This is a genomic window from Enterobacter cloacae complex sp. ESBL7 (assembly GCF_041679625.1).
Lineage (GTDB): Bacteria > Pseudomonadota > Gammaproteobacteria > Enterobacterales > Enterobacteriaceae > Enterobacter > Enterobacter asburiae_B.
On sequence record NZ_JBGORN010000003.1, the window covers coordinates 172,981 to 191,153 of the forward strand.

Genomic DNA, 18,173 nt, shown 5'->3' on the forward strand with positions numbered 1-18,173 from the left:
CGATCACACGTCTTTTACGCGGCAGGTCAGCAGAAGCGTCACGACGGATAGCGCCGCAATCATCCAGTAGACAGACGCATGCCCGTAGCTTTGCGCCAGCGCCCCCTGAATCACGCCCGCCAGAATCACCCCGGTTGAAATGCTGTTGGTAAAAAGCGTGGTCGCCGAGCCGGCACGGCCGGGCATGAGATCCTGAAACCAGAGCATGCCGATCCCGGCAACAATCCCAATAAACACGGCGTTAAACATCTGCAGCGCCAGCAACGCTTCCCGCGAATGGAAAAGGATCAGCCCCGCGTAGAACAGCACCCCGGCCGCCACGGCGACGATCATCATCCTGCGCTTTCCAAAGCGCTTAACGTAGTAACCCGCCAGAATCATTGCCGGGATTTCCAGCCCGGCGGCAGTGCCCATCAAGATCCCCGCAAGCTTGTCCGGCAGGCCCAGATCGCTGCTGATCCACAGCGGCATATCGATGATGTACATGGTGTTGCAGGTCCACATCAGCGTGGAGGCAATAAACAGCATGCGGACGTTTTTGTCCTGCCAGCCGCTCACTTCGGTGACAGGTTTATCCGTCGTCTGTTCGACGCGCGCCACGGACGGCAGCGCGAAGGCAATCAGCGCCAGGCTGATGACAAAAATCCCGGCGGCGATGGAAAACATGGTGGTAAAGCCGTAGTTCAACGCCAGCATGAAGGCCAGCGGCGGGCCAATGACCCACGCCAGCGAAAGCTGGGCGCGCATCACCGAGCTGAACATCACCACTTCACGCGCCGAGTTATCCGCATATTCACGGGCCAGCGCGAACAGCTGCGGCATGGCGGTGTTCGCCAGCGAAGCCAGCAGCACGCCGCAGGTAATGAGCGTCAGATAATGACGGTTGAAGGCAAAGAGCAGCGCGTTGCCCACAGCCATGGCGCAGCAAAAAAGGATCAGCCTGCGGCGATCGCCCTGGCTGTCCGATCGTTTCGCCAGCGCGAGGCTGACCAGGATCCCGGCAATGGCGTTAACGGTGTAAAACAGGCCGACCCAAAACGGCTGCGCCCCCACCTCGCGGCTGAGAAACAGGCTCAGCGTCGGCGCCTGCAGCGCCCCCGCCACGCCCATCATAAAGGCCACCAGCATAAAAGCGGCATACACGCCGTTCAGGCGTCTCCCCATCGTCATCAACCACAGCATGCGCAAGTCCTTGTGAAAGCGAATCGAAATTGGGTGAATAGTAAACGAAAAAAGCCAGCAAAAACATTTTGCTGGCGGGTGATAAGCACCAATACTCAGTCACACATGATCGAGGCGAGTTAGCGGGAAGAGGTCGGGGCTGTAACGTCCCACTGCATCAATTCTTCTAACGTTTTCAGCCGTTGCTCTGCACACCGGCGGGCCAGCCAGGACGATCCCTTTGTCGCTGAAAAGTACTGCTGATAAAACTGACGTGCGGTAGACCTCTTCATAATTTACCTCCTCGCTTCATCGAGGAGAATTATTGGCCTAATATAGGGATAAATAAATTGCTGGTTTTTTGTCAGGAGTTCCCCTTTTATGCCTTCCGGTCGTCTGCAACAACAGTTTATCCGCCTCTGGCAGTGCTGCGAGGGGCAATCGCAGGAGACCACGCTCAACGAGCTGGCTGACCTGCTTAGCTGCTCCCGCCGCCATATGCGCACGCTGCTCAACACCATGCAGCAGCAGGGCTGGTTAAGCTGGGAAGCGGAGGCGGGACGCGGCAAACGTTCGCGGCTGACCTTCCTCTATACCGGGCTGGCGCTGCAGCAGCAGCGCGCGGAAGATCTGCTCGAGCAGGACCGCATCGATCAGCTGGTACAGCTGGTTGGCGACAAAGCCGCCGTGCGCCAGATGCTGGTTTCCCATCTCGGGCGCAGCTTTCGTCAGGGCCGACACATTCTGCGGGTGCTCTACTACCGTCCGATGAAAAATCTATTGCCCGGCACGGCCTTACGCCGCTCTGAAACCCACATGGCCCGGCAAATCTTTAGCGGCCTGACGCGGATAAATGAGGAAAACGGGGAACTGGAGGCGGATATCGCGCACCACTGGCAGCAGCTTTCCCCGCGCCACTGGCGCTTCTTTTTACGCCCCGGCATCCATTTTCACCACGGCCGCGAGCTGGAAATGCACGACGTCATCGCCTCTCTGGAACGTGCCCGCAGGCTACCGCTCTACTCGCATATCTCCCGCGTCCACTCGCCCACGGCCTGGACGCTGGATATTGAGCTGTCGCAGCAGGATAAGTGGCTTCCCTGGCTGCTGGGCTACGTGCCGTCGATGATTTTGCCCGGCGAGTGGGAATCAATGAACAATTTTGCCAGCCTGCCGATTGGCACCGGGCCCTACTCCGTGTCCCGCAATAACAGCAACCAGCTGAAAATCCGCGCGTTCGACGACTACTTTGGCTATCGGGCGCTGATCGACGAAGTGAACGTCTGGGTATTACCGGATCTCAATGAAGACCTGAGCTGCGGGCTGACGCTGGAAGGCCCTACCACGGGAGAAAAAGCCGTTGAGAGTCGCCTCGAGGAAGGGTGTTACTATCTCCTGTTTGACCGCCGCACCCACCGTGGAGCAAATCAGGCCGTCCGCAAGTGGGTTAGCCACGTTTTGTCCCCTTCCAATCTGATTTACCATGCGGAAGAGCAGTACCAGACATACTGGTTCCCGGCGTACGGCCTGCTTCCGCGCTGGCACCACGCCCGCCCGGTGCACTGCGACAAACCCGCAGGGCTGGAGTCCATCACCCTGACCTACTACCGCGAGCACGTGGAGCATCGTTTTATCGCCAGAATCATGACCCGGCTGCTGGCAGCCGAGGGGGTCAGGTTAGAGGTCAGGGAAGTGGACTATGACGAATGGCATCAGGGGGAGATCGCCAGTGATATCTGGCTCAACAGCGCCAACTTTACCCTGCCGCTCGATTTTTCGCTTTTCTCGCATCTGTATGAAGTCCCGCTGATCCAGCACTGCATCGACCGTGACTGGCAGCAGGATGCCGCCCTGTGGCGCGCGGGCGAAATGAATCTTGCAGCATGGTGCCAGCAGCTTCTGGCCGAGCAGGCGATCGTACCCTTGATCCACCACTGGCTGATGATCCAGGGCCAGCGCAGCATGCGCGGCCTGCGGATGAACACCCTGGGCTGGTTTGATTTTAAATCCGCCTGGTTTGCGCCGCCGGAGCCATAACGCTTTCGTAATATTCACCAAATCATTACAATAGCGCCGTTCTCAACGGGGTGCTGCATCACAGATGTGCGCTGAGATAATACCCGTCGAACCTGATCCGGATAACGCCGGCGAAGGGATTTGAGGCTGTCTCTCAAAATCCTTTGCCACTCAACTTTGAGGTGCAAAGTGTTAAAAAAAGTTCTTCCCCTGCTGGCGCTGTTTGCGCTGCCTGCTTTTGCCAAGCCCGTCCTGACGGTCTACACCTATGACTCCTTCTCTGCCGACTGGGGCCCTGGCCCGGTGGTTAAAAAAGCCTTTGAAGCGGACTGTAACTGCGAGCTGAAGTTCGTGGCGCTGGAAGATGGCGTATCGCTGCTCAACCGTCTGCGCATGGAAGGGAAAAACAGCAAGGCCGACGTGGTGCTCGGGCTGGATAACAACCTGCTGGAAGCCGCCTCGCAAACCAAACTGTTTGCCAAAAGCGGCGTAGCGGCAGATGCCGTTAACGTGCCGGGCGGCTGGAAAAACGACACCTTTGTGCCGTTCGACTATGGCTACTTTGCTTTTGTTTACGACAAAAATAAGCTGAAAAACCCGCCGAAAAGCCTGAAAGAGCTGGTCGAAAGTGACCAGAAATGGCGCGTGATTTATGAAGATCCGCGCACCAGTACGCCAGGCCTGGGCCTGCTGCTGTGGATGCAAAAGGTTTACGGGGATAAAGCGCCGGAGGCGTGGCAGAAACTGGCCGCCAAAACCGTCACCGTCACCAAAGGCTGGAGCGAAGCCTATGGCCTGTTCCTGAAAGGTGAAAGCGATCTGGTGCTGAGCTACACCACCTCTCCGGCCTACCACATCATCGCCGAGAAGAAAGATAACTATGCTGCCGCTGATTTTGCTGAAGGGCACTATCTGCAGGTGGAAGTCGCCGCGCGTACCGCCGCCAGCAAGCAGCCGGAGCTGGCCGAGAAGTTCCTGAAGTTTATGGTTTCACCGGCGTTCCAGAATGCGATTCCCGCAGGCAACTGGATGTATCCGGTCACGAACGTTGCGCTGCCCGCAGGTTTCGAGCAGCTGACCAAACCAAAAACCTCGCTGGAGTTTACGCCGCAGCAGGTCGCCGCGCAGCGTGCAGCATGGGTAAGTGAATGGCAACGCGCCGTCAGCCGTTGATTCCCGGCTGGTTACTTCCCGGGCTGCTCGCCGCCACAGTGATGGTGGCGGTCAGCCTGGGGGCTTTTCTTGCACTGTGGTTCAACGCGCCAGAGAGCGACCTGCTCGCCCTCTGGCACGACAGCTACCTCTGGCACGTTATCCGTTTCTCCTTCTGGCAGGCGTCTCTCTCAGCCCTGCTGTCGGTGCTCCCGGCTATTTTTCTTGCTCGCGCCCTGTATCGGCGGCGCTTCCCCGGCAGGCTGGCACTGCTGCGCCTGTGCGCCATGACGCTGATCCTGCCCGTGCTGGTGGCGGTATTTGGTATTCTGAGCGTTTACGGTCGCCAGGGCTGGCTGGCTTCGCTGTTCGGTCAGCTTGGTCTGGAATGGTCATTCTCTCCTTACGGCCTGCAGGGCATTCTGCTGGCGCACGTCTTTTTCAATATGCCGATGGCAACGCGCCTCTTTTTGCAGGCGCTGGAAAACATACCCGGCGAACAGCGTCAGGTTGCCGCCCAGCTCGGCATGCGCGGCGTGTCGTTCTTCCGCTTTGTCGAATGGCCGTGGCTGCGCCGCCAGATCCCGCCCGTCGCGGCGTTAATCTTCATGCTCTGCTTTGCCAGCTTTGCCACCGTGCTGTCGCTCGGCGGCGGGCCGCAGGCCACCACCATTGAGCTGGCGATTTACCAGGCGCTGAGTTACGACTACGATCCCGGTCGCGCCGCGCTGCTGGCGATGGTGCAGATGGCGTGCTGCCTTGTGCTGGTGCTGTTGAGCCAGCGGCTGAGTAAAGCCATTCCCCCTGGCAGCAATCAAATAACCGGCTGGCGCGATCCGCAGGACAGCCTGCACAGCCGCGTTACCGATTTTATCCTGATCGCGCTGGCGCTCCTGCTTCTGCTGCCGCCGCTGATGGCCGTTATCGTTGACGGGCTGAACCTCAATCTCATCTCCGTCCTGCAACAGCCCGTCCTCTGGCAGGCGACCTGGACCTCGCTGCGTATCGCGCTGGCGGCAGGGTTACTGTGCGTCATGCTGACCATGATGCTGCTGTGGAGCAGCCGCGAACTCTACGCACGGCAGGCCCAAAAGGCCGGACAGGCGCTGGAGCTGACGGGCATGCTGATTCTGGCGATGCCGGGCATCGTGCTGGCGACGGGCTTCTTTTTACTGTTCAACAGCACCGTCGGCCTGCCGGAAAGGGCCGATGGCATTGTGATTTTCACCAACGCCCTGATGGCCATTCCTTACGCGCTCAAAGTGCTGGAAAACCCGATGCGCGACGTCAACAGCCGCTACGGTTTGCTGTGCCAGTCGCTGGGCATGCAGGGCTGGCAGCGGCTGAAGGTGGTCGAACTGCGCGCGCTGAAACGTCCGCTGGCGCAGGCGCTGGCGTTTGCCTGCGTGTTGTCGATTGGGGATTTTGGCGTGGTGGCTCTCTTTGGCAATGACGATTTCCGCACGCTGCCATACTGGCTCTATCAGCAGATCGGCTCTTATCGCAGTCAGGACGGCGCGGTCACCGCGCTGCTGCTGCTGCTGCTGTGCTTTGCCTTATTTACCGTTATCGAAAAACTTCCGGGGCGTGATGTTAAAACTGACTGATGTAACCTGGCTTTACCAGCATCTGCCGATGCGCTTCACGCTCTCCGCGCGCCAGGGGGAGATGATCGCCGTGCTTGGCCCAAGCGGCGCGGGAAAAAGCACGCTGCTTAATCTGATTGCGGGTTTTCTGCAGCCGGCAAGCGGCGCGATCGTCATTAACAATCACGATCATACCCACACGCCGCCTGCAAAACGTCCTGTCTCAATGCTGTTTCAGGAAAACAACCTGTTTACCCACCTGACGGTGCGGCAAAACATCGCGCTGGGAATGCATCCGGGACTCAGGCTGAACGATGCCCAGCGCCAGAAGCTGGAGATCATTGCCGCCCAGATGGGGATCAACGAGTTCATCGACAGGCTGCCGGGTGAGCTTTCCGGCGGCCAGCGTCAGCGCGTGGCGCTGGCGCGATGCCTGGTGCGCGAGCAGCCGATCCTGCTGCTGGATGAGCCGTTCTCGGCGCTCGATCCCGCGCTGCGCCTGGAGATGCTCGCCCTGGTGCAGGACGTCTGTCAGCGCCAGCAGCTGACGATGCTGATGGTTTCACACAGTATTGAGGATGCTGCCCGCATCGCCCCGCGATCGGTGGTGATTGCCGAAGGGCGTATTTTGTGGGATGGAAAAACAGAAGAACTGCTGAGCGGTAAGGCGGGGGCGTCTTCACTGTTGGGCATTCGTGCCGTCTGATGCCCTCTCCCACAGGGAGAGGGAAAAGTCCTTAACGGCTGACCACTTTCAATAAAATCTCGCCGTACACCGGCATCAGCGGGTGACGAATCAGCGCGACCAGCGCCACCACGGCCACACCCAGCGTCAGCGGGGCCAGCCACAAAAGGCGAGAGCGCGGAAGATAGCGCGTCAGGCGATCGACGCTGGCTTTCGCGCTGCGCCACAGCCGCCAGCAGAGCCATGCCGCCAGCCACAGCAGCACAGCCGTGCCCAGCAGCAGCCACTTAAACTCACCGCTTTGCATACCGTCGGGGATATCGATGGCCGCGCCGGCCAGGATCCCCGGCAGGAAGTAGAACGGCGGCCAGAAGACGCAGCCGATAATGTTCGGCACCACGAATTTCGCGACGGGCAGATCCAGCATCCCCGCCACCATCGGCACCAGCGGACGCGTTGGCCCGACAAAGCGGCCGACGAGGATGGTAAACATGCTGTGCTGATGCAGCGCATGCTCGGTTTTATCCAGCAGGGCTTTGTTCTTTTTCATGAACGACCAGCGGTGCAGCGGCTTCTTAAAGCGCCAGCCCAGCCAGAAGGAGATCCAGTCGCCGAGCAGGCAGCCGATAATCCCGGCCAGCCACGCCTGCCAGAAATTAACCTCGCCGCTGCCAATCAGCGCCCCAAGCCCTGCCATCATCACGGTGCCGGGCAGGATCAGCCCAACCAGCGCCAGCGATTCCAGAAACGCCACCAGCGCCACGGCGATGAGCGAGTACATAACGGACTGGGTAATAAAGTGTTCCAGCAATGCCTGCATAACTATTCCGGTCAGAAAACGAATCAGCGATTCTGCTTAGCGCCCCGCACCGCGTCAAGGCAACAATTGTCTGAATAGTTTACAGGTTGCTTTCTGCATTCACCTGTTTGTTTATCTTTTTTTACCGTTTATTCACATCCCGCGCGGAATTCGCTCGGGCTGGCGCCGGTGCATTTTTTAAATACCCGGGAGAAATAGAGCTGATCCTCAAAGCCCACGTTGCGTCCGACGGTGGCGATCGGCATCCGGGTGGTGCTGAGCAGCAGCTTCGCCTGGCTGATGCGCTGATCCTCGCGCCAGCTCAATACGCTGACGCCCAGCTGCTGGCGGAACAGATGCGACAGCCGCGACGGCGACAGGCAGACGTGCTGAGCAACGCTGGCGATATCAAACTGGCTATCGGCCAGGTGGTCGCTAATGTACTGGCAGGCGTCGCGCACGCGGTTGTCCAGCGGGGGGTTAAGCGACTCGTTAATCGCCTCCATCCGTCGCAGCAGCAGCTGTTCAAGCAGGTTAATCGCCAGCAGTTCAGCGTAGCGACCACCGGCCTGTCCCGCTTCGATAATCTGCGCAAAAAGCTCGCGAAACTGCCCCAGATGAACCTCATCCGGGCGATAAAAACCGGTATGCGCAAAAATGGCGGGCCACGAAAGCCACTCCTGCCAGTAGGCGCGCGGACGGAAATAGACCCACTGGTGATACCACTCTTTGGCATCCGGATGACGGCCATAGTGGTGGATCTCCCCCGGCGGGAACAGCAGGATATCGCCGGGGCGGCAGACAAACTGCTGGTCACCGTTCTTGATGATCCCTTCCCCTCGCACGGTCAGGTTGAGGATATACCCTTTCATGCCGAGCGGTCGATCGACGTAAAAGTCGAGGTATCCCTCAGCCTCGATAGGGGTCAGTCCCGCCACAAGGTGCGCGTTAAACGAGTATCCCGGCAGCAGGGGATCGTTTTGCGTTTCGGCCATAGATTCAGTTCTCCCAAGGGTCCTGAAGGAAACCAATTGTCCATATCACTAAAAGCAGCTTTAAAATGGCCCGCGAAAAGATCCAAAAAGCATCACGCCGCTTTTACGTCCGCCATGTTTCAGCCTTTCCCCCTGATTTCTCCGCCAGAGCAGGCAGATAACCAGTAACAAAAGTGTCTATAAGTGCGGCAGAAATGTCCACATTGAATATTTGCACGGCGTCACACTTTCCGTTGTAACAGCAATTTAGTCCATAAGATTAGCGGATCCTGCCTGACGACTTTTTTCCCCAGTCTCTAATGTTCTTCCATACCTGTTTTTTCGATGGAGCAACACCATGGCAATTGCGATTGGCCTCGATTTTGGCAGCGATTCGGTTCGCGCGCTGGCAGTGGACTGTACGTCCGGCCAGGAGATAGCAACCAGCGTTGAGTGGTACCCGCGCTGGCAAGAGGGGCGCTACTGTGATGCGCCGAACAACCAGTTCCGTCACCACCCGCGTGACTATATCGAGTCGATGGAAGCGGCGATCAAAACCGTCCTTGCCGAACTGACTGACGCCCAGCGGGCTGAGATTGTCGGAATTGGCGTCGACAGCACCGGCTCCACGCCTGCCCCGGTGGATGCCGAAGGCCGCGTGCTGGCGCTGCGCCCGGAGTTCGCCGACAATCCGAACGCCATGTTCGTGCTGTGGAAAGACCATACCGCCGTGGAAGAGGCCGAAGCCATTACGCGCCTGTGCCACCAGCAGGGCAAAACAGACTACTCGCGCTACATCGGCGGGATTTATTCCAGCGAATGGTTCTGGGCCAAGATCCTTCACGTCACCCGTGCCGACGCAGCCGTTGCGCAGGCTGCGGCGTCATGGGTTGAGCTGTGCGACTGGGTGCCTGCCCTGCTCTCCGGCACCACCCGCCCGCAGGATATCCGCCGCGGCCGCTGCAGCGCCGGGCATAAATCCCTGTGGCACGAAAGCTGGGGCGGCCTGCCTCCGGCCGCGTTCTTCGATGAGCTCGACCCGATCCTCAACAAGAGCCTGACGTACCCGCTGTTTACCGACACCTTTACCGCCGATATTCCCGTCGGCACCCTCTGCGAAGAGTGGGCGACGCGCCTCGGCCTGCCGCAGAACGTGGCCATCTCCGGCGGCGCCTTTGACTGCCATATGGGCGCCGTGGGCGCGGGCGCACAGCCAAACACGCTGGTCAAAGTCATCGGGACCTCCACCTGCGACATCCTGACGGCAGATAAAGCCACCGTCGGCGACCGGGCGGTGAAAGGCATCTGCGGCCAGGTTGACGGCAGCGTGGTGCCGGACTTCATCGGTCTTGAAGCGGGTCAGTCCGCGTTTGGCGATATTTACGCCTGGTTTGGTCGCGTGCTCGGCTGGCCGCTGGACCAGCTGGCGGCGGCACATCCTGAACTGAAAACCCAGATAGCCGACAGCAAAAAGCAGCTTCTGCCTCAGCTCACCGAAGCCTGGGCAAAAAATCCGTCTCTCGATCACCTGCCGGTGGTGCTGGACTGGTTTAACGGCCGCCGCACGCCGTTTGCCAACCAGCGTCTGAAAGGGGTGATCACCGATCTCAACCTGGCGACCGACGCCCCTGCGCTGTTCGGCGGTCTGATTGCCGCAACGGCCTTCGGTGCCCGCGCCATTATGGAGTGCTTCACCGGGCAGGGCATCGACGTGAACAACGTGATGGCGCTGGGCGGCATCGCCCGTAAAAACCCGGTGATCATGCAGGCCTGCTGCGACGTGCTGAACCGTCCGCTGCAGATTGTGGCCTCCGATCAGTGCTGCGCGCTGGGCGCGGCGATTTTCGCTGCCGTGGCCGCAGGCGTGCATGCCGACATCCCGACCGCGCAGCAGCATATGGCGAGCGCCGTCGAAAACACGCTCCAGCCGCGTGCCCAGCAGGCGCAACGCTTTGAACAGCTTTATCAGCGCTACCAGCAATGGGCAAAAAGCGCCGAACTTCACTATCTCCCTGTCGCCGCCCCGGCCAAAAGCACCGCGGACACTACGGCAACCCTGACCCATTAAGGACACGATGATGACCATTTTTAATAACTATGAAGTGTGGTTTGTGATTGGCAGCCAGCATCTGTACGGACCGGAAGCGCTGCAGCAGGTGACGAAACACGCGGAGCACGTTGTTAACGCGCTGAACGCGGAAGCTAAACTGCCGTGCAAACTGGTGCTGAAGCCGCTGGGCACGACGCCGGACGAAATTACCCACATCTGCCGCGACGCCAACTACGACGATAAATGCGCCGGTCTGGTGGTGTGGCTGCACACCTTCTCACCCGCCAAAATGTGGATCAACGGCCTGTCTATCCTCAACAAACCGCTGCTGCAGTTCCATACCCAGTTCAACGCCTCGCTGCCGTGGGACAGCATCGACATGGACTTTATGAACCTGAACCAGACCGCGCACGGCGGCCGCGAGTTCGGCTTCATCGGCGCGCGTATGCGCCAGCAGCACGCGGTGGTCACCGGCCACTGGCAGGATGGCAAAGCGCAACAGCGTATCGGCTCCTGGATGCGCCAGGCAGTATCCAAACAGGATACCCGCCATCTGAAAGTGGTGCGTTTCGGCGACAACATGCGTGAAGTGGCGGTCACCGACGGCGACAAAGTGGCCGCGCAGATCAAGTTCGGCTTCTCCGTGAATACCTGGGCCGTGGGCGACCTGGTGCAGGTGGTGAATGAAATCAGCGACGGCGACGTGAGCGCGCTGGTGGACGAGTACGAAAGCAGCTACCGCCTGACGCCTGCGGCACAAATCAACGGCGACAAGCGTCAGAACGTGCTGGACGCGGCGCGCATCGAGCTGGGCATGAAGCGCTTCCTGGAACAGGGCGGCTTCCACGCCTTTACCACTACCTTTGAAGACCTCCACGGCCTGAAACAGCTGCCGGGTCTGGCGGTACAACGTCTGATGCAGCAGGGCTACGGCTTTGCGGGCGAAGGCGACTGGAAAACTGCCGCTCTGCTTCGCATCATGAAGGTGATGTCGACCGGTCTGCAGGGCGGCACCTCCTTTATGGAGGACTACACCTATCACTTCGAAAACGGCAATGACCTGGTACTCGGCTCGCACATGCTGGAAGTGTGCCCGACGATCGCCGTGGAAGAGAAACCGATCCTCGACGTGCAGTACCTCGGCATCGGCGGCAAAGCCGATCCGGCGCGTCTGATCTTCAACACCCGTACGGGCCCGGCCATCAACGCCAGCCTGATCGACCTGGGCGATCGCTTCCGCCTGCTGGTGAACTGCGTCGATGCGGTTGAAACGCCGCACTCTCTGCCGAAACTGCCGGTCGCCAACGCCCTGTGGAAAGCACAGCCTGACCTGCCAACCGCCTCAGAAGCCTGGATCCTGGCCGGCGGCGCGCACCACACGGTGTTCAGCCACGCCCTTGATCTGAACGACATGCGTCAGTTCGCCGAGCTGCACGACATCGAGCTGACCGTCATTGATAACGATACCCGCCTGCCTGCGTTCAAAGACGCGCTGCGCTGGAACGAAGTCTATTACGGTTCAAAACGCTAAGTATGGAATGCCCGGTGACGCTACGCTCACCGGGCAGGGAGATAACGATGTTAGACGATCTCAAACGTCAGGTGCTCGAAGCCAACCTGGCGCTGCCGAAACATAATCTGGTCACCCTGACATGGGGCAACGTCAGCGCCGTTGACCGCGAAAAAGGCGTGTTCGTGATTAAGCCTTCCGGCGTGGATTACACGGTGATGACCGCAGACGATATGGTCGTTGTCAGCCTCGAGACCGGCGAAGTGGTCGAAGGTAAGAAAAAACCGTCCTCCGATACGCCGACTCACCGCCTGCTGTATCGGTCATTCCCGACCATCGGCGGCATCGTGCATACCCATTCGCGCCACGCCACCATCTGGGCGCAGGCGGGCCAGTCCATCCCGGCGACCGGCACCACCCACGCGGACTACTTTTACGGCACCATTCCCTGCACGCGTCTGATGACCGATGCTGAGATTAACGGTGAGTACGAGTGGGAAACGGGGAACGTGATTGTCGAAACCTTTGAGAAACAGGGGATCGACGCGGCGCAAATGCCCGGCGTGCTGGTGCACTCCCACGGCCCGTTTGCCTGGGGTAAAAACGCAGAAGACGCGGTGCATAACGCCATCGTGCTCGAAGAGGTCGCCTATATGGGGATCTTCTGTCGCCAGCTGGCGCCGCAGCTGCCGGATATGCAGCAAACCCTGCTGGATAAGCATTACCTGCGCAAGCACGGTGCGAAGGCCTATTACGGGCAGTAAACTGTATATAAACCCAGCATTAAAATCTTAACCAGGCTATAATCAGGCCTGGTTTTGTTTTCTGGGATAACGGCGTGGCGCAGGCGCAAGAAGGCTTTTTACTGACCCGACACTGGCGGGATACCCCTCAGGGCACCGAGGTCGCGTTCTGGCTGGCAACCGACAGCGGTCCGCTGCACGTTACGCTGCCCCCGCAGGAATCCGTGGCCTTTATTCCTGAAGCCCACGTCGAAAAGGTGAAGCAGCTGCTGCGCGGCGAAAACGGCTGGCGCATCACCCCGCTTGAGCTGAAGGATTTCCACCGCCAGCCGGTTTACGGCCTCTACTGTCGCGCCCATCGCCAGCTGATGCGCTATGAAAAGCTGCTCCGCGAGGCGGGCGTGACGCTCTACGAGGCCGATATCCGCCCACCGGAACGCTTTCTGATGGAGCGGTTCATCACCGCCCCCGTCTGGGTCGACGGCACCGCGCAGAGCGGCAGCCTCGTTAACGCGCGCCTGAAGCCGAATCCGCACTACCGCCCGCCGCTGAAGTGGGTCTCCCTGGATATCGAAACCACCCGTCACGGCGAACTGTACTGCATCGGTCTGGAAGGCTGCGGCGATCGGGTTGTCTATATGCTCGGGCCGCCGAATGGCGATGCATCCGCGCTGGATTTCCGGCTTGAGTACGCCAACAGCCGCCCGCAGCTGCTGGAGAAGCTTAACCAGTGGTTTGCCGACTACGATCCCGACGTTCTGATCGGCTGGAACGTGGTGCAGTTCGACCTGCGCGTCCTGCAAAAGCACGCCGAGCGCTACCGCATCCCGCTGATGCTGGGGCGCGGAAACAGCGAGCTGGAATGGCGCGAACACGGTTTTAAGAACGGCGTTTTTTTCGCGCAGGCCAACGGTCGCCTGATTATCGACGGCATTGAGGCGCTTAAGTCCGCCTTCTGGAACTTCTCTTCATTCTCCCTCGAAGCGGTCGCACAGGAGCTGCTTGGCGAAGGCAAATCCATCGACAACCCCTGGGACAGAATGGACGAGATCGACCGGCGCTTTAATGAAGATAAACCGGCGCTTGCCACCTACAACCTGAAAGACTGCGAGCTGGTCACGCAGATTTTTCACAAAACCGAGATTATGCCGTTCCTGCTGGAGCGCGCGACGGTAAACGGCCTTGCGGTCGACAGGCACGGCGGCTCGGTTGCCGCCTTTAGCCACCTTTATTTTCCGCGGATGCACCGGGCGGGATACGTCGCCCCCAACCTCGGGGACGTACCGCCGCAGGCAAGCCCCGGCGGGTACGTGATGGACTCCCGGCCAGGATTGTATGACTCGGTGCTGGTGCTGGACTACAAAAGCCTCTACCCGTCGATTATCCGTACCTTCCTGATCGATCCCGTCGGGCTGGTTGAGGGCATGGCCCAGCCGGATGATGAGCACAGCACCGAAGGTTTCCTCGGCGCACGCTTCTCGCGGGAAAAACACTGTCTGCCTGAAATCGTGGGAAACATCTGGCACGGCCGCGATGAGGCCAAGCGCCACGGCAACAAGCCGCTATCACAGGCGCTGAAAATCATTATGAACGCCTTTTACGGCGTGCTGGGCACCAGCGCCTGCCGCTTCTTTGATCCGCGTCTGGCCTCCTCGATCACCATGCGCGGGCACGAGATCATGCGCCAGACCAAAGCGCTGATTGAGTCCCGGGGCTATGACGTCATCTACGGCGACACGGACTCCACCTTTGTGTGGCTTAAGGGCGCGCATTCAGAAGACGACGCCGCGCAAATCGGCAACGCGCTGGTCGCCTTCGTGAACGACTGGTGGCAGGAACATTTGCAGAAAGAGCGGTTAACCAGCGCGCTGGAGCTGGAATTTGAAACCCATTTCGCCCGCTTTTTAATGCCCACCATTCGCGGCACCGATCAGGGCAGCAAGAAGCGTTACGCCGGGCTGATTCAGGAAGGCGACGCGCAGCGGATGGTTTTTAAAGGGCTGGAGACGGTACGTACCGACTGGACGCCGCTGGCGCAGCAGTTCCAGCAGACGCTCTATCTGCGGGTGTTTCGCAATGAGCCCTATCAGGACTACGTGCGCGAGACGATAGCCAGCCTGATGGCGGGCGAACTTGACGCGCAGCTGGTATACCGCAAGCGCCTGCGCCGCCCGCTGGCGGAGTACCAGCGCAACGTTCCTCCGCACGTACGCGCCGCGCGCCTGGCGGATGAGGAAAACGTACGCCGTGGCCGCGCGCCGCAGTATCAAAACCGGGGAACCATCAAATACGTCTGGACCATTAGCGGCCCGGAACCCGTGGATTATCAGCACTCTCCTCTGGATTACGAACACTATCTGACGCGCCAGCTTCAGCCGGTTGCCGACGGAATTTTGCCCTTCATCGACGATGATTTTGCTACACTGGTTACAGGGCAACTTGGCCTATTTTGACGCGTGACGAAATGGCTGCCATCCAGTACCATAGCGCCCTTTCCATTCCTGGACCCATTTTTCGTTGACCGTCTTTTTTGACGGTAGTCGAACTATTGCCTGCAATTAAAGATTAGAGCCGAACAACTATGCCTTTTACACTTGGTCAACGCTGGATCAGCGATACAGAAAGCGAACTTGGACTAGGAACCGTCGTAGCAATCGATACGCGTATGGTTACCCTCCTCTTCCCTGCCACCGGTGAAAACCGTCTGTACGCTCGCAATGACTCCCCTGTTACCCGCGTGATGTTTAATCCGGGTGACACCGTGACCAGCCATGACGGCTGGCAGCTCAAGATTGAAGACGTAAAAGAAGAGAATGGACTGCTCGCCTACATTGGTACTCGTCTTGATACGGATGAAGCCAATGTCATCCTGCGTGAAGTGCTGCTCGACAGCAAACTGGTGTTCAGCAAGCCGCAGGACCGCCTGTTTGCCGGGCAAATCGACCGTATGGATCGCTTCTCCCTGCGCTATCGCGCGCGTAAGTTCCAGAGTGAACAGTACCGCATGCCGTGGAGCGGCCTGCGCGGCCAGCGCACCAGCCTTATCCCCCACCAGCTGAACATCGCCCACGACGTGGGCCGTCGCCACGCGCCGCGCGTGCTGCTGGCAGATGAAGTGGGCCTGGGTAAAACCATCGAAGCGGGCATGATCCTGCATCAACAGCTGCTTTCCGGCGCTGCCGAACGCGTGCTGATCGTGGTGCCAGAAACCCTGCAGCACCAGTGGCTGGTTGAGATGCTGCGCCGCTTTAACCTGCGTTTCTCCCTGTTCGACGATGAACGCTATGCCGAAGCGCAGCACGACGCCGACAACCCGTTTGAAACCGAACAGCTGGTGATTTGTTCCCTGGACTTCGTGCGCCGCAGCAAGCAGCGTCTTGAGCATCTGTGCGATGCCGAGTGGGACATTATGGTTGTTGACGAAGCGCACCACCTGGTCTGGAGCGAAGACGCGCCGAGCCGCGAATACATGGCTATCGAGCAGCTTGCCGAACGCGTGCCTGGCGTCCTGCTGCTGACCGCAACGCCGGAGCAGCTGGGTCTGGAAAGCCACTTCGCCCGTCTGCGCCTGCTCGATCCAAACCGTTTCCACGACTTTGCGCAGTTCGTGGAAGAACAGAATAACTACCGCCCGGTCGCCGATGCCGTCGCCATGCTGCTGGCGGGCAAGCGTCTTTCTGATGACGAGCTCAACACCCTCAGCGACCTGATTGGCGAGCAGGATATCGAGCCGCTTTTGCAGGCTGCGAACAGCGACAGCGACAACGCGGAATCCGCGCGTAAAGAGCTGATCGACATGCTGATGGACCGCCACGGCACCAGCCGCGTGCTGTTCCGTAATACCCGTAACGGCGTCAAAGGCTTCCCGAAACGCGAGCTGCATACGATTAAGCTGCCGCTGCCGACGCAGTATCAGACGGCGATTAAAGTCTCCGGCATTATGGGTGCGCGCAAAACCCAGGAAGAGCGCGCCCGCGACATGCTTTATCCGGAACAAATCTACCAGGAGTTTGAAGGTGATACCGGCACCTGGTGGAACTTCGATCCGCGCGTGGAGTGGCTGATGGGCTACCTGACCGCGCACCGCTCCCAGAAAGTGCTGGTGATCTGCGCCAAAGCAGCCACCGCGCTGCAGCTGGAGCAGGTTCTGCGCGAGCGTGAAGGCATTCGCGCCGCCGTGTTCCACGAAGGCATGTCCATCGTCGAGCGCGACCGCGCCGCGGCGTGGTTCGGAGAAGAGGACAGCGGCGCGCAGGTTCTGCTGTGCTCGGAAATCGGCTCTGAAGGCCGTAACTTCCAGTTCGCCAGCAACCTGGTGATGTTCGATCTGCCGTTTAACCCGGACCTGCTGGAGCAGCGTATCGGCCGTCTGGATCGTATCGGTCAGGCACATGATATTCAGATCCACGTGCCGTATCTGGAAAAAACCGCGCAGTCCGTGCTGGTACGCTGGTTCCACGAAGGTCTGGACGCGTTTGAACATACCTGCCCGACGGGCCGTACCATTTATGATCAAGTGCATGGCGATCTGATCGGCTACCTGGCCGCGCCGGAAAACGCGGAAGGGTTTGATGAGCTGATCAAGTCCTGCCGTGAGAAGCACGACGCGCTGAAAGCGCAGCTGGAGCAGGGCCGCGACCGCCTGCTGGAGATCCACTCCAACGGCGGTGAAAAAGCGCAGGCGCTGGCCGAGAGCATTGAAGAGCAAGATGATGACACCAGCCTGATCAGCTTCTCCATGAACCTGTTCGATATCGTCGGCATCAACCAGGACGATCGCGGCGAGAACCTGATTGTCCTGACCCCGTCCGATCACATGCTGGTTCCGGATTTCCCGGGCCTGCCGGAAGATGGCTGCACCATCACCTTCGAGCGTGACGTGGCGCTGTCCCGCGAAGATGCCCAGTTTATCACCTGGGAACACCCGCTGATCCGCAACGGTCTGGACCTGATCCTCTCCGGCGATACCGGCAGCAGCACCATCTCCCTGTTGAAAAACAAGGCGCTGCCGGTGGGCACCCTGCTGGTGGAGCTGATCTACGTTGTGGAAGCGCAGGCGCCGAAACAGCTGCAGCTCACCCGCTTCCTGCCGCCAACGCCCGTCCGCCTGCTGCTGGACAAAAACGGCACGAACCTGGCGGGACAGGTTGAATTCGAGAGTTTCAACCGACAGCTGAGCGCGGTAAACCGCCACACGGGCAGCAAGCTGGTGAACGCGGTACAGCAGGATGTGCACGCTATTCTGCAACTGGGCGAAACCCAGATTGAAAAAGCGGCCAGAGCGCTGATTGACGCCGCGCGCAGTGAAGCCGACGAGAAACTGTCTGCGGAGCTGTCCCGTCTGGAAGCGTTAAAAGCCGTCAACCCGAACATCCGCGACGACGAGCTGGCGGCGATTGAAAGCAACCGTCAGCAGGTGCTGGAAAGCCTGAATCAGGCTGGCTGGCGTCTGGATGCCCTGCGTCTTATCGTTGTGACGCATCAGTAAACGGAGCGC

13 protein-coding genes and 1 riboswitch are annotated in these 18,173 nt (G+C 59.6%); of the genes, 9 read left to right on the plus strand and 4 right to left on the minus strand.

Going from position 1 to position 18,173, the window contains the following annotated elements:
• Positions 1–3 precede the first annotated feature (3 nt).
• Positions 4–1,182, minus strand: a complete 1,179-nt coding sequence (locus ACERY3_RS14195; protein ID WP_319876567.1) for a sugar efflux transporter — start codon at positions 1,180–1,182, stop codon at positions 4–6.
• Positions 1,183–1,301: 119 nt separating this feature from the next.
• On the minus strand, positions 1,302–1,454 hold the full coding sequence (gene sgrT / locus ACERY3_RS14200) for a glucose uptake inhibitor SgrT (RefSeq protein ID WP_032665133.1): 153 nt from the start codon (positions 1,452–1,454) through the stop codon (positions 1,302–1,304).
• A gap of 88 nt (positions 1,455–1,542) precedes the next feature.
• On the opposite strand from sgrT, the gene sgrR reads away from it, so the two are divergent.
• The 4 genes from sgrR (at position 1,543) to thiQ (ending at position 6,621) form a co-directional block, all read left to right on the plus strand.
• Positions 1,543–3,198, plus strand: a complete 1,656-nt coding sequence (gene sgrR / locus ACERY3_RS14205) for an HTH-type transcriptional regulator SgrR (RefSeq protein WP_224979375.1) — start codon at positions 1,543–1,545, stop codon at positions 3,196–3,198.
• A 36-nt stretch (positions 3,199–3,234) separates the two neighbouring features.
• Positions 3,235–3,335: riboswitch (TPP riboswitch) on the plus strand.
• A gap of 31 nt (positions 3,336–3,366) precedes the next feature.
• Positions 3,367–4,350 carry a thiamine ABC transporter substrate binding subunit gene (gene thiB / locus ACERY3_RS14210; protein WP_069303662.1) on the plus strand — a complete coding sequence of 328 codons (984 nt, stop codon included), beginning with the start codon at positions 3,367–3,369 and terminating at the stop codon, positions 4,348–4,350.
• Positions 4,326–5,936: a thiamine/thiamine pyrophosphate ABC transporter permease ThiP gene (gene thiP, locus ACERY3_RS14215; protein WP_373225895.1), complete on the plus strand. Its 1,611-nt coding sequence runs from the start codon at positions 4,326–4,328 to the stop codon at positions 5,934–5,936. Before thiB ends, thiP begins: the two co-directional genes overlap by 25 nt.
• A complete protein-coding gene (gene thiQ / locus ACERY3_RS14220) occupies positions 5,920–6,621 on the plus strand; it encodes a thiamine ABC transporter ATP-binding protein ThiQ (RefSeq protein ID WP_373225896.1) in 702 nt (233 codons plus the stop codon). Before thiP ends, thiQ begins: the two co-directional genes overlap by 17 nt.
• 31 nt (positions 6,622–6,652) lie before the next feature.
• Here the strand turns inward: thiQ and ACERY3_RS14225 are convergent, their stop codons facing one another.
• Positions 6,653–7,420, minus strand: a complete 768-nt coding sequence (locus ACERY3_RS14225; RefSeq protein ID WP_023334483.1) for a DedA family protein — start codon at positions 7,418–7,420, stop codon at positions 6,653–6,655.
• Between the two features lie 128 nt (positions 7,421–7,548).
• Positions 7,549–8,394 carry an arabinose operon transcriptional regulator AraC gene (gene araC / locus ACERY3_RS14230; RefSeq protein ID WP_033144615.1) on the minus strand — a complete coding sequence of 282 codons (846 nt, stop codon included), beginning with the start codon at positions 8,392–8,394 and terminating at the stop codon, positions 7,549–7,551.
• Between the two features lie 337 nt (positions 8,395–8,731).
• Here araC and araB point away from each other — a divergent pair, with 337 nt between their 5' ends.
• The 5 genes from araB to rapA all read left to right on the plus strand — a co-directional run bounded on the left by araB (position 8,732) and on the right by rapA (position 18,164).
• Entirely contained in the window at positions 8,732–10,441 is a 1,710-nt protein-coding gene (araB, locus tag ACERY3_RS14235) for a ribulokinase (RefSeq protein WP_373225897.1), read from the plus strand.
• 10 nt (positions 10,442–10,451) lie between these two features.
• Positions 10,452–11,954 carry an L-arabinose isomerase gene (gene araA, locus ACERY3_RS14240; RefSeq protein ID WP_023310371.1) on the plus strand — a complete coding sequence of 501 codons (1,503 nt, stop codon included), beginning with the start codon at positions 10,452–10,454 and terminating at the stop codon, positions 11,952–11,954.
• A 47-nt stretch (positions 11,955–12,001) separates the two neighbouring features.
• A complete protein-coding gene (araD, locus tag ACERY3_RS14245; RefSeq protein WP_039260840.1) occupies positions 12,002–12,697 on the plus strand; it encodes an L-ribulose-5-phosphate 4-epimerase in 696 nt (231 codons plus the stop codon).
• Positions 12,698–12,771: 74 nt separating this feature from the next.
• Positions 12,772–15,129 (plus strand): DNA polymerase II, encoded by a 2,358-nt coding sequence (polB, locus tag ACERY3_RS14250; protein ID WP_214586672.1) that lies wholly within the window; start codon positions 12,772–12,774, stop codon positions 15,127–15,129.
• 128 nt (positions 15,130–15,257) lie between these two features.
• Entirely contained in the window at positions 15,258–18,164 is a 2,907-nt protein-coding gene (gene rapA / locus ACERY3_RS14255; protein ID WP_048975045.1) for an RNA polymerase-associated protein RapA, read from the plus strand.
• Positions 18,165–18,173 lie beyond the last annotated feature (9 nt).

Bases quoted from the DNA above. Each gene is read 5' to 3' on its own strand.
- ACERY3_RS14195 (WP_319876567.1), bottom strand. From the start codon at position 1,182: ATGCTGTGGTTGATGACGATGGGGAGACGCCTGAACGGCGTGTATGCC.
- sgrT (WP_032665133.1), bottom strand. From the start codon at position 1,454: ATGAAGAGGTCTACCGCACGTCAGTTTTATCAGCAGTACTTTTCAGCG.
- sgrR (WP_224979375.1), top strand. From the start codon at position 1,543: ATGCCTTCCGGTCGTCTGCAACAACAGTTTATCCGCCTCTGGCAGTGC.
- thiP (WP_373225895.1), top strand. From the start codon at position 4,326: ATGGCAACGCGCCGTCAGCCGTTGATTCCCGGCTGGTTACTTCCCGGG.
- thiQ (WP_373225896.1), top strand. From the start codon at position 5,920: ATGTTAAAACTGACTGATGTAACCTGGCTTTACCAGCATCTGCCGATG.
- ACERY3_RS14225 (WP_023334483.1), bottom strand. From the start codon at position 7,420: ATGCAGGCATTGCTGGAACACTTTATTACCCAGTCCGTTATGTACTCG.
- araC (WP_033144615.1), bottom strand. From the start codon at position 8,394: ATGGCCGAAACGCAAAACGATCCCCTGCTGCCGGGATACTCGTTTAAC.
- araB (WP_373225897.1), top strand. From the start codon at position 8,732: ATGGCAATTGCGATTGGCCTCGATTTTGGCAGCGATTCGGTTCGCGCG.
- araA (WP_023310371.1), top strand. From the start codon at position 10,452: ATGACCATTTTTAATAACTATGAAGTGTGGTTTGTGATTGGCAGCCAG.
- araD (WP_039260840.1), top strand. From the start codon at position 12,002: ATGTTAGACGATCTCAAACGTCAGGTGCTCGAAGCCAACCTGGCGCTG.
- rapA (WP_048975045.1), top strand. From the start codon at position 15,258: ATGCCTTTTACACTTGGTCAACGCTGGATCAGCGATACAGAAAGCGAA.